The organism is Fulvivirga sp. (assembly GCF_040220315.1).
Classification (GTDB): Bacteria; Bacteroidota; Bacteroidia; order Cytophagales; family Cyclobacteriaceae; genus Fulvivirga.
The window spans coordinates 1-14,424 of the sequence record NZ_JAVJUY010000291.1; the positions used below are offsets into that span (position 1 = coordinate 1).

General features: G+C 36.6%; 14 protein-coding genes and 1 pseudogene. 9 read left to right on the forward strand and 6 right to left on the reverse strand.

The window, feature by feature from the left end; genetic code table 11:
• Positions 1-865, forward strand: an 865-nt coding sequence (locus RLO81_RS14590) for a sodium:solute symporter family transporter (RefSeq protein ID WP_502880457.1), incomplete at its 5' end; no start/stop codon positions are given.
• A gap of 13 nt (positions 866-878) precedes the next feature.
• Here the strand turns inward: RLO81_RS14590 and RLO81_RS14595 are convergent.
• The 3 genes from RLO81_RS14595 to RLO81_RS14605 form a co-directional block, all read right to left on the reverse strand.
• On the reverse strand, positions 879-3,644 hold the full coding sequence (locus RLO81_RS14595) for a TonB-dependent receptor (RefSeq protein WP_350113107.1): 2,766 nt from the start codon (positions 3,642-3,644) through the stop codon (positions 879-881).
• 4 nt (positions 3,645-3,648) lie between these two features.
• On the reverse strand, positions 3,649-4,416 hold the full coding sequence (locus tag RLO81_RS14600; RefSeq protein ID WP_350113110.1) for a GLPGLI family protein: 768 nt from the start codon (positions 4,414-4,416) through the stop codon (positions 3,649-3,651).
• A gap of 150 nt (positions 4,417-4,566) precedes the next feature.
• Entirely contained in the window at positions 4,567-5,430 is an 864-nt protein-coding gene (locus RLO81_RS14605) for a DUF2911 domain-containing protein (protein ID WP_350113113.1), read from the reverse strand.
• Between the two features lie 69 nt (positions 5,431-5,499).
• On the opposite strand from RLO81_RS14605, the gene RLO81_RS14610 reads away from it, so the two are divergent.
• The 4 genes from RLO81_RS14610 (at position 5,500) to RLO81_RS14625 (ending at position 9,236) form a co-directional block, all read left to right on the forward strand.
• Positions 5,500-6,051: a DNA-3-methyladenine glycosylase gene (locus RLO81_RS14610; protein ID WP_350113116.1), complete on the forward strand. Its 552-nt coding sequence runs from the start codon at positions 5,500-5,502 to the stop codon at positions 6,049-6,051.
• A gap of 49 nt (positions 6,052-6,100) precedes the next feature.
• Complete coding sequence (locus tag RLO81_RS14615) at positions 6,101-6,928, forward strand: universal stress protein (RefSeq protein ID WP_350113119.1); 828 nt, start codon at positions 6,101-6,103, stop codon at positions 6,926-6,928.
• A 20-nt stretch (positions 6,929-6,948) separates the two neighbouring features.
• Positions 6,949-8,508, forward strand: a complete 1,560-nt coding sequence (locus tag RLO81_RS14620; RefSeq protein WP_350113122.1) for an OmpA family protein — start codon at positions 6,949-6,951, stop codon at positions 8,506-8,508.
• An 89-nt stretch (positions 8,509-8,597) separates the two neighbouring features.
• A complete protein-coding gene (locus tag RLO81_RS14625; RefSeq protein ID WP_350113125.1) occupies positions 8,598-9,236 on the forward strand; it encodes a TetR/AcrR family transcriptional regulator in 639 nt (212 codons plus the stop codon).
• Here RLO81_RS14625 and RLO81_RS14630 read toward each other — a convergent pair.
• Genes RLO81_RS14630 through RLO81_RS14640 form a run of 3 tightly spaced genes read right to left on the reverse strand, consistent with a single transcriptional unit; the run spans position 9,226 to position 11,184 of the window.
• A complete protein-coding gene (locus RLO81_RS14630; protein ID WP_350113128.1) occupies positions 9,226-10,221 on the reverse strand; it encodes a glycosyltransferase family 2 protein in 996 nt (331 codons plus the stop codon). The two genes, RLO81_RS14625 and RLO81_RS14630, sit on opposite strands and share 11 nt — an antisense overlap.
• Positions 10,218-10,910, reverse strand: a complete 693-nt coding sequence (locus RLO81_RS14635) for a tetratricopeptide repeat protein (protein WP_350113131.1) — start codon at positions 10,908-10,910, stop codon at positions 10,218-10,220. Before RLO81_RS14635 ends, RLO81_RS14630 begins: the two co-directional genes overlap by 4 nt.
• Positions 10,882-11,184: a hypothetical protein gene (locus RLO81_RS14640; protein ID WP_350113134.1), complete on the reverse strand. Its 303-nt coding sequence runs from the start codon at positions 11,182-11,184 to the stop codon at positions 10,882-10,884. Before RLO81_RS14640 ends, RLO81_RS14635 begins: the two co-directional genes overlap by 29 nt.
• Before the next feature lie 118 nt (positions 11,185-11,302).
• Here RLO81_RS14640 and RLO81_RS14645 point away from each other — a divergent pair, with 118 nt between their 5' ends.
• The 4 genes and pseudogenes from RLO81_RS14645 to RLO81_RS14660 form a co-directional block, all read left to right on the forward strand.
• Positions 11,303-12,346 (forward strand): DUF6340 family protein, encoded by a 1,044-nt coding sequence (locus RLO81_RS14645; protein ID WP_350113137.1) that lies wholly within the window; start codon positions 11,303-11,305, stop codon positions 12,344-12,346.
• A gap of 3 nt (positions 12,347-12,349) precedes the next feature.
• A complete protein-coding gene (locus RLO81_RS14650; protein ID WP_350113140.1) occupies positions 12,350-12,739 on the forward strand; it encodes a rhodanese-like domain-containing protein in 390 nt (129 codons plus the stop codon).
• 23 nt (positions 12,740-12,762) lie between these two features.
• Complete coding sequence (locus RLO81_RS14655) at positions 12,763-13,317, forward strand: hypothetical protein (protein WP_350113143.1); 555 nt, start codon at positions 12,763-12,765, stop codon at positions 13,315-13,317.
• A gap of 10 nt (positions 13,318-13,327) precedes the next feature.
• Positions 13,328-14,424, forward strand: a pseudogene (locus RLO81_RS14660) (hypothetical protein); the annotation flags it as partial.

Sequence of the window (14,424 nt, forward strand, 5' to 3'; positions counted from 1 at the left end):
CATCATTCTCTTTATTGGTGCAATGGTTTTTGTTTTTTATCAATTTAATCAGCCTCCTGTATTTTTTAATGACACCATTAAAAATGAGATGCAGGCTTCTGAAAATGCAAGCAAGTTCAATAAAGTAGAAAAGGAATATGAAACTGTTTTCAGTGAAAAACGGCAAGCATTGGATGAGTTGGTAGTGGCCATACAGTCTGATGAAGAGGCCGCAATTGATCAATCGGCTGAAAAGCTCAATTCATTGCAATCTAAATCTGATGAGGTTAGAAATGAGGCCAAAAAGGTAATCGCTGAAACTTTACCTGATGCAGAAACCAATGATAAAGATTACATCTTTATGAATTTTGTGATGAATAATTTGCCCATTGGAATTGTGGGCTTGTTGTTTGCTGTAATCTTTTCTGCTGCAATGTCTTCTACATCGTCAGAATTAAATGCCCTAGGTTCTACAACTACGATCGATTTTTATAAACGAAAAATCAAACAAAATTTAAGCGATTCTCAATACTTGAGATCATCCAAATTATTCACCCTTGTTTGGGGCATTATAGCGATCATTTTTGCCAGCTATCTCTCTTTGTTCGAAAACCTAATACAAGCAGTTAACCTCATTGGTTCACTATTTTACCCAATTGTGTTGGGTATATTCATTGTAGCATTTTTTGTAAAATCAGTGAAAGCCGATGCAGTTTTTATAGCTGCAATTGTTAGTCAGGTGATAATTGGCATCGTTCATTATTTGAACATTAATGATGCTGCTGGCTTGTTTACCATGGGGTTTTTATGGTATAATGCTTTTGGGTGTTTACTCGTTGTGGTAATCAGCTACCTTTTACAGCAGCTGATGCCCACGAACAAGTAACCTAAACTAATAATTATCTGCCGCCACCTTCTTTAATCACTATTCCACTTTTGTCGCCAAAAGCTGATAATGAGTAGGTGAAACTGAGCATAACAAATCTGCTCACGGTATTCTGGCGGCTATCCTCAACAAAATTGAAGCTGCTGTTTCGTTGAATTCCCGTATTTCTATCGAGTATATCAAAAACAGACAGTGACAATTCGCCTCTTTTGTTTTTAAGGAAATTCTTGGAAATCGATGCTCTTAATAATGGAAATTCTAAGTCGCTAGTAAATGCATCTCCTTCGTAAATCATATAGTCGAAAGATGAAGTAAGTTTCCAGGTTTTCAGAAAATCGATTGTTAAATCAGTGTAGGTAATATGTCTTTTATAATTCTGGTTTAACTCAGAAACACCTCTAAACTGAGTAGTATTCCATTCAATTTTATAGCCTGTTTGCACATCAACGGCATTTTTCTTACGATTTTCTACTCTTAGATCAAATGCATGATTCAACCTCTCGACATCATTCTTTGAGCCGTTATTGAATAGCTGTGTTTTATTAAACGTGCTATTGTATGCTGTGTGAAACTTAACACCAAGTGGTTTAATTGACGTGCCAAATGATAGGTATGCATCCAGGAGCCAGTCTTCATTAATGTTGGTTGGTGTAATTACCTGTCTTAAGTTATCATCAAATAATACTCCGTTAGTAATTTTATCGGTGGTTAAACGACTGCTAATTCTTGAAAAGAAGTTGGTGAAACTAAAATTATCAAACAGGTTAAAACCAATGGAAGCATCGTGAATGTACTCTGTTTTTAAATCGGGGTTACCCGCATACGTTCTCACCGGATCTGTATTATTCACAATAGGGCTTAACTGATTCACTGTTGGTTGATTTACCGATGTAGTGTAGTTTATTCGTAAGCTTTTTGAATTATCAAACTCATGCCTCATACTTAACGATGGCAAGTAATTCAGAAAATCCTTTTTTATTGTAAGGTTATCAGATGCTAAATCACCTTTTAATACCGAAGTCTGTACGTTATTACCAATTGTAAAAGTTGTTTTTTCTGAGCTTATCAAAAGGCTCAGGCCAAAACGATCGTAATAGAAATCTCTGTTGTAACTATTGCTTAAAAGTGAGTTGAAAACAAGTTGGTTGCTATTGTCCCTATCAAAAAATAAGGATGTATTATCAGTATCAAAGTTCTTTCGATTGTAGTTAAAGGTCACATACTTCTTTTTACCCAGTGGTTCAGAAAAAGTGAAATTCAAATCATAATCAAGCTGCTCATTTTCAGTTTGTTGTAATTGGTTTGTTTGCTCATTTGTTTCGCTTGAATTGTCAAACAAAGAGGTGTTTGTTCTTATCAATCGATCGTCATTTGCTAAAGAACTACCAATTTTAATTCCTGCTGATAAGTTTCTTCCATTTTCATGCAATTTCTTGCGATACAATACACCTGTGTTCCAACGTAAGGCATCGAAATCAGAAGTATTATTAAAGGATGACCTGTTGATAGGAGTGTTGGAATCTAAAAATGCTCCTGAAAGCTGCGAACCATTGTTCATTCCCCGATTGGTATTTAAAGAAGCATCCCATTTGATATCCTGCCCTTCAGAAATGGTATGTTCTAATTTCAAATTTAAACGATGATTATACTCCTCACTATGATTGTCAATGCTGTCATAAGAAGTAAATGCGCCAGTTTCCTGAAAATTATTCCGGGTTCTAATACTTCTTAAATCATTATCAATGCCACTAAAAAAGTAGGAAGAGCTGAGTTCAGTTTTATCAGAAAATTCATGATTAAAATTGATGCCAGCAGCTGACGATGTAGATACACCCTGATTACCTTGTAGTAAACCCCCGTCTGCAGACTCAATCGATATTTCCCCATCACCGCTCATTAAGCTAGAAATTCCGCCTGAAAAGTTGATGTAGTCCTCAAAGGAGAAATTTTGTTCATTGATATTATTGATGCCACCCAAAAAAGATAGCTGTGATTTATTATTGAACTTGTTAATGCTGGCCTTTGAGTTATGGCGCTCATCTGTTCCATAGCCGATAGATAGTTTACCAAATACACCTTTCTTTTTATCATCTTTTAGAGACAGGTTAATGGTTTTAGACCGCTGACCATCATCAATGCCTGTAAATTCTGAGTTCTCTGACATTTTATCGAAAACCTGAACGTTTTTTAATGCATCTGAAGGAAGGTTTTTAGTGGCTATTTTTGGGTCTTCACCAAAAAATTCCTTTCCATCTACCAATATTTTGTTCACCTTTTCACCTTGTGCTTTAATATTACCATTCTGATCTATCTCAATTCCGGGGAGTTTTCGAAGCAAATCTTCTACTGTTGCATTGGGACCCGTTTTAAAGGCATCGGCATTGTATTGAATAGTGTCTCCCTTAAAGAGAATCGGTATTCTATCCGCAGTTATTTGCACACCTTCAAGTATTTCTGTTTGTTCTTTGAGAGTTAGTGTTCCTTTGTCAACAGATTCAACTCCATCAATATCCAGTGGTTCTGATAATGTTTGAAAACCCACAAAACCCGCCTGCAATACATAACTGCCCTTGGCAACATTTTTCAATTCAAATGCACCGTTGGTTGAAGTTATAGTGAATGATTGCATCACTGAATCTTTGGCCTGTAATAACACCACACTAGCCATCGGCAACGGTTCTCCAGATTCATCCACTACTTTGCCCGTAATATTTGATGAATTTTGTGAGAATACTGTTGCAGCGCATAATACCCCAAAAAGAGTTAATAATAATCGCATGTTATTACTGCTTCTGGATAATTACTCTGGTACCTCCACCATGACCACCACCAAATTCTTCTTCCATTTCTTTGAGTTTTTCATCTCTAATGGTATTAAATTCTTCTCTGGACACTTCTTTGCCTTTTTTAGGCGCAATAATTTCATCTGAATAATCTGATGATAAGTCAAGAGAATTAGCCGTGTAGGTAACCTCACCGTTATCTATACTCACTTCAAGCACAGCACCCGGCAAACCAGTATATTTAGAGGGCCCTATTGGCAATGGTATTTGAGTAGTATACCACGCTGTTATTTCAGTGCTATCTTGTGTGTATGTAGCCTTTTGACAGGTATAACCTAATATATCTTTTGTATCAGTGGTTATTTTCCATGCCTGTTTTTCAATCTGATCTTTAATTAAAAAGGTACGTCCCAGAAAATCTCGCTTCTCAACTACTTTTTCTTTTTTAATATCGTGATAAGTAGCATTATCTGCATTCGTATTATCAATTTTAAATTCAATTTGAGCTTCATGAGAATTGATAATAGCAGACGGCTCATCTTCCTTTTTCGATTGATCTAATCTATATAAGCTTTCTTCGGGATTGAAAAGTAATTCAAATTGAGCAGTTTGGTTTTTGGGAAGATGTTTTAAAATTTCATCATCAATGCCGCCACCATCAAGCTTAATATCTAGTTTACGATTCTCTTCATAAGTGATTTTTCCTTTAAAATTTTGGGCGCTTGTAAATAATGGAATGAGGGCTAGTAAGTAAAGTATCTTTTTCATATTCTTTTTTTTAATCAAGAATACGATGGTTGGGAGGGGAAGCCCACGGAATCTTCTTAAAGAATGTTAACGCAAAAGTTAAAAGTTGTTAAACGAAAAAAGGCCATCCACTTCATAGCAGACAGCCTTTCAATTTTCATAAACCTTAGGTTACTTCAAAGAAGCTATTAAATCCTCATTTCTTTTAACGTAGCCAAAATCTCCACTAGGGAATGCCTTTGCCAGTTCAATAGACTTTTCCGCAGTAGCCTTTGCCTCTTTTTTATTGCCCATCTTAGCCAAAATTTGAGCTTTGGTGTGTAGGTGCCAGAATTGCTTAGAGTTTTCACCTACAGCTAAATACATATTCATCCACTCTAATGCCTGATTTAAGTCTTTTCCAGCATTTAGGTAGTAATTAGCAGCAGCTACATAATTACCCGGATTTACCTTCGTGTTAGCTTCAATCGATTTCATCACTGTTTCATCAAAGTCAACAGTCATAGGTACTTTAATGGAAACGTTGGCCCATGATAATTGGATGTTTGCTGAAGCATTGTCTTCGCTGATATCTGAGATATTGAAAGTCAAAGTTTCAACAGGTGTGCTTAACATCATTGGCTTCACAGTTGTGCTAAGTACTTCTTTTTCTTTATCATAAGCAGCAACATTCCCGCCTAATGATACATCAGAATAAAGCATAAATTTCCATTCATCTTTACCAGGAACAGTAAAAATCAGGTATTCACCTGCTTTTACATCAGTACCTGCAATTTTTACATCCGTACTTAGCTTTAAGATAGACCCGGCATTGGCGCCTGATCGCCAAACCTGACCATATGGTTGAAGAAAATCAGATCCTTCACCGAAAATTTTACGCCCTTTTACTTTCGGCCTAGCGTAATCAATAGTCACATCAGTTAAGCCTACTTTGCTATAAACAGAACCTGCAGGGCTAGGCTGAGGAATTTCTATTTGTGCTTGTGTAGCATAGCAAGTGATAACTGCTAATAAAATTGTTAATGTTTTTCTCATGGTTGAATTTGTTTTTAGTTCTTACGAATTTCGATACGAAATTGTCAAAATTTTGTTAACTACAATCGATTGAAACTAAATAAGTCATTTTATTTATCCGACAATGTCGTAGAAGTGGCACAAGCACTAATTGGTAAGCAATTGTGCGTAAGTATTGATGGAATAATTAAATCAGGTGTGATTGTAGAAACAGAGGCCTATTCTTACAAAGAGAAAGCTTGCCATGCTTATAATTATAAAAACACAAAACGTACGTCCACTCTCTTTGAAAAGGGAGGTATAGCGTATGTGTATCTTTGTTACGGTATTCACAGCTTATTCAATATTGTAACTAATGAAAAAGGGTTTCCTGAAGGTGTGTTAATTAGGGCGGTAGAACCAACTGGAGGTATCGAATTAAAGAAAAAAATAACTTCAGGGCCAGGAAAGCTTACCAAAGCTCTGGGCATAACGCTTAAGCATGATAAGGTTGATCTAACCGGTGACCAGATATGGGTAGAGGAAATTGGTCATCAAACTGTAATTGAAGCCAGTAAACGAATAGGAGTGGATTATGCCGGTGAAGATGCAGAACTTTTATGGCGGTTTACTTCAAAAAATAATCAATGGATAAGTAAGTGAATGATGGAGATATTACGTTTATGTTAACGTTAAATTTATATTTGCAGTAATGAATAAAATACTTTGCCCGGTAGACTTTTCTGATACATCGTTGAATGCGATAGAATTTGCCGTTGAAATTGGTAAGAAATTCCATTCAAAGGTGACGTTGCTGCACGTTTTTACAGAAGAGGATTTTAATAAAGTAATTGGAGTTACAGCCAAAGGTAAGTCATTCAAAGAGTTACTTGGAATGGCTAAAAACAAACTAACACAATTAACCAATGCCATCAACGAAGACGCAGTGAAGGATGGATTGGAGAAGTGTGATTTCTATTTGGAGCTGGGCGAACTTACAGAAAAAGTGAATGAAACTGCTCAAGGTGAAAAATATGACTTAATCGTAATGGGTACAACCGGTGTGAGTAAGCGTTCCGGGATTTACTTTGGTAGCAATACCGAAGATGTTATTGAAGAGGTTAAAAAACCCGTGTTATGTATTCCTTCAGGTGCATCATTCACAAAATTTAAAAAAATAGTATACGGCTCAGATTTTTTGGAAGAAGACAGGGTGGCCATTCAAGAGGTAATTTCTTTTGCCACAATGTTTGATGCACGCATAAACGTTGTGCACGTAAATAGTGACAATGAAGATGCTGAATATGAACGATTTACCAAAGAGTTAAAAAGCTTCATTCAATACAACAAAATCTCATTTGCCAACCGGGAATACGATGATGTTGGTAAAGGGCTATTAGAATATATGCGCTCTGAAAATGCCGATCTGCTTGTAGCCTTTAAAAGAAAAAGAAATATCGTAGAAAGTATTTTTAGTAAAAGTATAACCAAGATATTGTCTCATACAAGTGATAAACCCTTACTCATTTTAAAATTATAACTCTCAGAATTTTCTCTGTAATGTTCAAAAGCATACTGCTTTCATCGCTAGTGTTAGTATCAGGCTCTTTAGTTGCACAGCCTTTAGACATATTTGACAAGGTTAACTCAATTTATGACGAGCAAAACCCTGTGTTATCGCCAGATGGTAGAACATTATATTTCACACGGGCCAACCATCCTGAAAATGTTGGTGGTGAAGCAGATCCCGGAGATATTTGGTACAGTCTCATACAGCCTGATGGCCAATGGTCTACTCCTCAAAATGCAACAGCTCTTAATAATGCAAATTGGAATGGCGTATTAGGATTTGTAGGAGGCAGTGATGTAATATACTTGTATAACCACTATTCTCAATCAGGTGGAACCACCAAAACTTTTGGAATATCCAGAGCTATTAAGACTACCGGTGGTTGGTCAATACCGGAAAACTATACAATACCATACTTCACAACTTCTTCTAAGATTCATGGTGGGTACATTACTGCAGATGCAAGCACGGCAGTTTTTTCACTTGAAAGTTATGGTACTAAAGGCGGTGAGGATATTTACGTATGTTTTAATAAGGGTAATGGTAATTGGTCTGAACCCAAAAACCTTGGAAGTACCATTAATACCAAATTTCAGGAGTTTTCACCTTCACTCTCTGATGACAGTAAAATGCTATATTTCGCTACGAATGGCACGGGTACTGGAACAGACTTTTATATTGCCGAGAGATTGGATGATAGCTGGCTTAATTGGTCCGATCCACTCCCGTTGATTTTATTGAACAGCGATGGAAGAGAGCTGGGTTTACGAATGTACGTGCCTATGTATTTGTACACATCCACCACCGACAGCGATGGTTACGGGGATATTAAAGCGTTTATTGATCCTAATCTGGACGACCAGGAAGAAGTACAAACTGACACATTGAAGGTTGTGGATCCTGTAGTTATCAAAGAGAAAAAACCAGTATTTGATAGCCGATTTATTACCCTTTATGGTAATACTTATAATTCTGAAAATAAGAATGCCATAGAAACTAAGATTACTCTAAAATCAATGAATGATGAAAGCATTGCTTCAGTTAATTCTCACATGGGGAGTTATGCATTAAAAATTGAAGCCATTGGAAATTATCGGGTGAGGGTAGATGCACCTGGATATGTCAGTCATCAGGAAACACTTGAGTTACAGAGTGATGAGATTAAGTCCTTTGAAATGAATTTCTATTTACAGCCCATTCATGTTGGTGCCACTGTAAATCTGAAAGATGTATTGTTTAAACAATCCCGAGCTGAGTTTTTAGAAAGCTCTTTTGCTGAACTAAATTTGGTGGTAGATTTTATGCGAGATAACCCAAAGGTGGAAATCAGGCTTGAGGGTCATACAGATAATCGAGGTATTGAGAAGTACAACATAAAATTGTCTAAAGAAAGAGTAGAAGCCGTAAAAGACTATCTAGTTAAAAAGGGAATTTCAAAAAAACGCATAAGCGGTAAAGGCTATGGCGGTAGCAGACCAATAGCAGATAATGAAAACCCTCAAACGAGAATCTTAAATAGAAGAGTAGAATTCACTATAGTGAAAAATTAACAAATAGTTGCCCTCTGTAAGTTTTCTATCCAAACTGGTTATACTTTTATCATTTAAAAGCATAACTTACCTGAGTAAAGTTTTTACTCATGGAAGTAGGAGTTAGAGAAAAAAAATCTGCCGTCTTAAAAGTGCAAATACTAAAGGCTACGCTTGAATTAATAGGCAAAAAAGCCTTTAAGGATTTGTATGTTGATCAAATTTGCGAAAAAGTTAAAATATCTAAAGTCACGTTTTTCAAATACTTTCCTCAAAAGGAGGATATTTTACTTTACTATCAACGCGTTTGGTGCCTCGAAAATATCGTACACATTACTCAAAAAAAGAAGGAAGGGCTGGCGCGGGTTAGGGCACTATTTGATGCAATGTCCGTTGCATATGATAAACATCCGGGGCTAATTCTTAGTTTGGTCAGTTATCTTACATCATTAAGCAGGCCTCCTGCACCTTTTCCATTAAAGCCCATTGAAAGGCAATTACTTTTTACATCAGTAGAAAATATTAATAATTACGAATTATTATCACTACCACAAATGCTTGAAAAGTACTTACTAGAGGCAGTATTTCTAAGTGAAATAAAAAATACAAGGGATACCAAAGAGCTTTCTTATTTATTCCTTTCCTCAATTTATGGAACTGTAATAACGGCACATTTGAGACAAGTAGACTCATTGCAGATATTAATGAAAAGAAATGTTGAGGCACTAATAAAAGGTCTTAATTCATAAGAAAATAATTTTTACCCTCTTCAAAACCCCTACTATTTAAGTAGTTGATAATCTCTTGCTTGCCTTTTCTGTCCTTTACATAGGATAGAATAATGTAATTGCCGGGTGACTTAATTTGTGAGTAGTGCATAACGTTACCTCGGGTTTCTTGCTGTTTTACATCGATATTCAGCGTAATCCTTAATCCTAAGTTTCGCAACAATTTTACTTTACTGTTTACCTTTCTTCCGGCACCCCAAACCCACAATTCAGGAATAGTTTTGTAGGTGTTTTTTAGATAGTTTGTCAGATACAATGCCTTGGTTTGATCAAAATTGGCTTCAGAATAATCTGAATGAGTTCTTGTGATTCTCGTTTCTAAGTCATTCCAAATCAGTAAGTTATGATTTAATTTAGAAAACTTTACGCCCATACTCATCCATCGTAAAAATAACTCATAATCTTCGGGCACATTCATTTCATTATAGCCACCAAATTTCTCGATGAGTGACTTGCAGAACATGACAGATGGATTAGCAACAGGCAAATCTTCAAACCTTCTGTTAAACATCTGCTCATGTGTTATTAACTCATTAATGCGATCCACATGCAAGGCATAACCTAGGTTTTTCAATCGATTGCCTCCATATTGAACTAATCCAGAAACTACTTCAACATCCGTATTGTGCTGTAAATACCCATATTGAAGTTGAAGCCGATCAAGCAAAGCCTCATCATCAGCATCCATTCTTGCTATTAAGTTTGTTTGAGCAAGTTTCATGGCAAAATTGGCCGCCTTAGCTACACCTCGGTTTGGCGTACTATATAGCCTGATTCTATCATCATTAAATGATCGAATGGCGCTTAGAGTGTCATCAGTGCTTCCATCATTAATTATTATTAGCTCAAATTCCTTAAATGTTTGGTTTAAAATGCTGGAAATAGCTTTTCTAATGGTTTTTCCTGCATTATATACCGGAAGTACAACTGTTAGTAGCGGTTTCAATGCTTTTGAAATAGACCTTTCAGAAACTTTCCAAAAGAATCTCTTTCGCTTTTATCAGCTACTAAAGATTTTATTGTGGTAATATAGTCTTTGGCAGAAAAAGTACTTTTACCATCATTTTCTGATGCGGTTTCTTTTGTTTCACTTGCCGCAATTGGATTAACATCTTTGTTAGAGTCCAGGTCGTCAGCAGTTTTAAAGCTTTTTTTGGACTTATCAATGTAACCTAATTTTTCTTCGGCAAGTCCTTTGTTATTATAGGCAATGGCATCTTGGGGATCCAGTTGAATACAGCGTTCGTAATCAGCGATGGCACCCTTAATATCACCAGCCTTTTCCTTAATATACGCTCTGCTGGAATATCTGTAAGGTTTATTGGGCTCTAATTCTGCCGCTTGGTCCAGATCCGCCAGCGCAGATTTATTATCACCATTCAGATGGAAAACAACCGCTCGTTCGCTTAAGTAATAAGGGTTGTTAGGTTCTATTTCAATAATAGCATTGAAGTCGGTTAGAGCTTCGTATAACTGTCTAAGTTTGAGATAAGCTTTGCCTCGGTTATACAAAAAATCAGTTTGTTTGGGCTGAAGATCAATGGCTTTATTGAATTGTATGATAGCCTCTTCAAACTGCTTATTTCTGCAAAGTGCAATGGCATTATTAAAATGATCCTGTGCTGTCTGTTTCATTTACTGGCGCTGCTAGTTCATCGGTGGCTAATGAATCAGATTGTACTGACTTCTTCTTTTTAACACTTTTCTCCTTGGCAGGTTTAACTTCTGCCGATTTTTTCAAAATCTTTACCCGAACATACTTGACGCGTTTCTTACGTTTATCTTTTTTACGATTATATGACCTGTTGTAGTTAACAGGCTTCACATGCTTCACAACAGTGTATTTGTTACTATTGCAGCCTGCAAACAGGCTTATAGCAAAAATTAATATGATTGTATAGTATCTCAAAGCTTAGAAACGTAAAGAAGCCTATTTTATTCAAAAAAGAATAAGAACTTGGCTTGGATTTTGAAATAGGGGGAATCATAATTTTTAGTAACTTATGTTTTAATTATACTCTATACCTATGAAACCTACCAGATTCTTACTATTTGCCATTTTTGTTGGATTTGGATGTTCAGGAACCCGTACAGTTACCATGAACTCCATGCGGCCAGCAGAAATTACTTTTCCGAGTTATATTAATAGCCTGCTGATAGTAGACCGGTCCAAGTTTGAGAAGGATGCGATAAATATACTCGAAGGCGTATTAACTGGCGAATTACCCGGAGAAGATAAAGCCGGAGCACAAGAAATGATGAATGCCTTTCAAACTCAATTATCCTATTCGCCAAGATTCTCTACACGGATTGCGGAACAAAGATTGGATGGGAATAGTATAACAGCTGCATTTCCTGATCAGATTCCGTGGGTTAAAGTAAAACAGATGTGTGATCAGTATTCTTCAGAAGCGTTGGTAGCACTAGAAATCTTTGATTCTGACTTTATCATTACAGATGGAGTAAGAAAAGTAAAGAAAACCGTTGGCGAAGGTGAGAATAAACGAGAAGTTGAAGTGGATGAATTTTATGCTGAAGGTGTAGGTAATTTAAGTATTGGAATTCGATTATATGATCCAGCGGCTAGAAGCATTGTAGATCAGCAGCTTATTAGAGAAACCAATACCTGGACTGCAGCAGGAGCATCAAAAAAGGAGGCACTAGCCGCTTTAATTTCAAAAGGTGATGCCACACGATACTTAGGTCGACAAGCTGGCAGGGATTACGCCTTTAAAATTGCACCGATGCCAATTAGGATATCACGTACGTTTTTTGGGAAATCTAAAAAAGCCCCGGAGCTGGAAAGAGGATCACGCTTAGCGGATGTAGGCAAATGGCAGGAAGCTGCAGATATGTGGGAAAGTGGAATTAGTGGATCGGCAGATAAAGAAGCGGGTAAATTAGCTTACAATGTCGCCATTGCCTATGAAGTGTTGGGCGAAATGGATTTGGCGCAGGAGTGGGCCCAGAAGGCATATGTTACATATGGTAATAAAGATGCTCGCCAATATTCGTCAACTTTACGTAATAGAGTTATTCAGGAGCAGCGTGCTCAGGATCAAATGAACTAAATAATGATTAAGAACCTAGTACTTATTGCACTTACAATTCTATCGTGTACCACAAAACCAGCCCAGGATGACGCTGATTCTACTAAAGAGATGGCAGTAGCCAGGCGGCTTGGTTTAGAGGAATTTAATCAGTTAATCAAAGATGATAAAGTGCAACTGGTAGATGTGCGAACTCCAGCCGAATATTCCAGGGGTTATATTAATGGCGCAGTTAATATAGATTTTCAATCGGCAGATTTCTTAACTACATGTAGTACTGAACTGGATAAAAATAAGCCATTGGCAATCTATTGCGCTGCTGGGGGAAGAAGTGCCAAAGCAATGAAACAGCTCAAAGAAGCTGGTTTTAAAAAAATTTATGAGTTGGGAGTGGGGTATAATGGGTATAAATAATCTTTCAATCAAAATCTGTATTCATGAAAAAGTTAGTTTATTCATTTTTTTTAATTTCAGCAATTAACATTCAATTATTCGCTCAAAAGAAATACAAGTATGAGTTAGGTCTCGAAAACGGTGAAGTAATTAAAACTAATGTGCTAAAGCACAACGATGACCGTAGTTATTTTCAGGTAAAACGAGACAGGTACAAGTATAAAGACGTCAAGTACTTTATTGATAAAGATGATTACTATCTGAAGTCTGAACCTGGTCCATCGATGTATTTAAGAAGAGTAGAAGGGGACAAGGTCTGTGCCTATTCAGGCAGAAGAACACAAAACAAACCTGATGGCAATGGCTATGAAGGCATGTTTGGTGGAGACAATGCTGTTGGTGTGGGTGAGTTTGCCTATTATTATCAGAAAGCTGGAGAGAGTTTCAAACTAATGAATCTCGAAAACCTAAAAGAAGATTTAAAAGATAATGCTGCAAGTATGCTTGTTCTTTCAGAAATTGAAAATGATAATTTTTCAGCCGGCAATAGAGTGAAGATGCTAGAAGCACTTGATGTATATAACAAATACAAGCCTTAAGTGATTAGATATGCTTAAATCAGCATTGAGATTATTGCTATTAGCTTGTTGTGCATTAACTACATCACATTCTTCTGCATCCCATCTTGTTGGAGGAGATTTAAGGGTTGAGCATGTCAATGATAATATCTATGAAATTATCCTGACAACATATTTTGATGAAATTAATGGTGCACAGCAGGCTATTGATTCAGAAGTTTTGGTGAGTATATTTTCAAAAACAACCAACGAACTTCTGGGGAGTTATCAAATACCTCTTGCTTCTGATATACCTATTGAGAATAACCTTTCATGTAATGATAATCTACTTCAGTATAGAGTGATCACCTACAAAAGGTCAATTACTCTAGAATATCAATCTTTTAATGACGAACAAGGTTTTTATCTTTCTTGGGAGAGGTGTTGCAGGCAATATTCCCTAAATAATATCTTTAGTGAAGATCCAAATTCTGGAGGCATTTCATCAGGGTTTACGGCTTATTGCGAGATTCCTTCAATCGTTTACCAAAATTCTTCACCTAAGTTTACCACGCCTTCTGAGGTTTTTGGCTGTGTTGATTTAGAGTTTCAAGTCGATGTGAGTGCAACAGACCAAGATGGAGATAGTTTGGTTTATTCATTGGTAACGCCCTATTCTACTGTAGATACAGAAAATGCTATTCCAATAAATCCTAATCCAGGCCCTTACCCTGAAGTAGTTTGGCGCGATGGGTTTGATAATGATAATGTATTTGGTAGTTCAAGTGATATCAATTTTAACAGTGTGGATGGTGTTCTAACGATAGATGCCGCATCCACTGGGACTTTTGCCTACGCCATTAAGTGTGAAGAGTACAGGGATGGTATTAAGATTGGTGAAGTAAGACTAGATATGAGTTTGCTGATAGTTAGCGCTTGTACTAATATGGATACTAGTAACCCTGATTTATTTGCTTTCTTAACTAATAGCAAAGATGCTCTACTCGACAATCAAACGATAGAAGTAACAAGTAGTGATCAAATACAATTAGACGTAAAGATTATTGATGTTCCTACAATCAATGAAAGTGCTCAAGAAGTGGGTGTTAAAGCCCGGATTAAATCATATTATGATAATACTGTACAAAT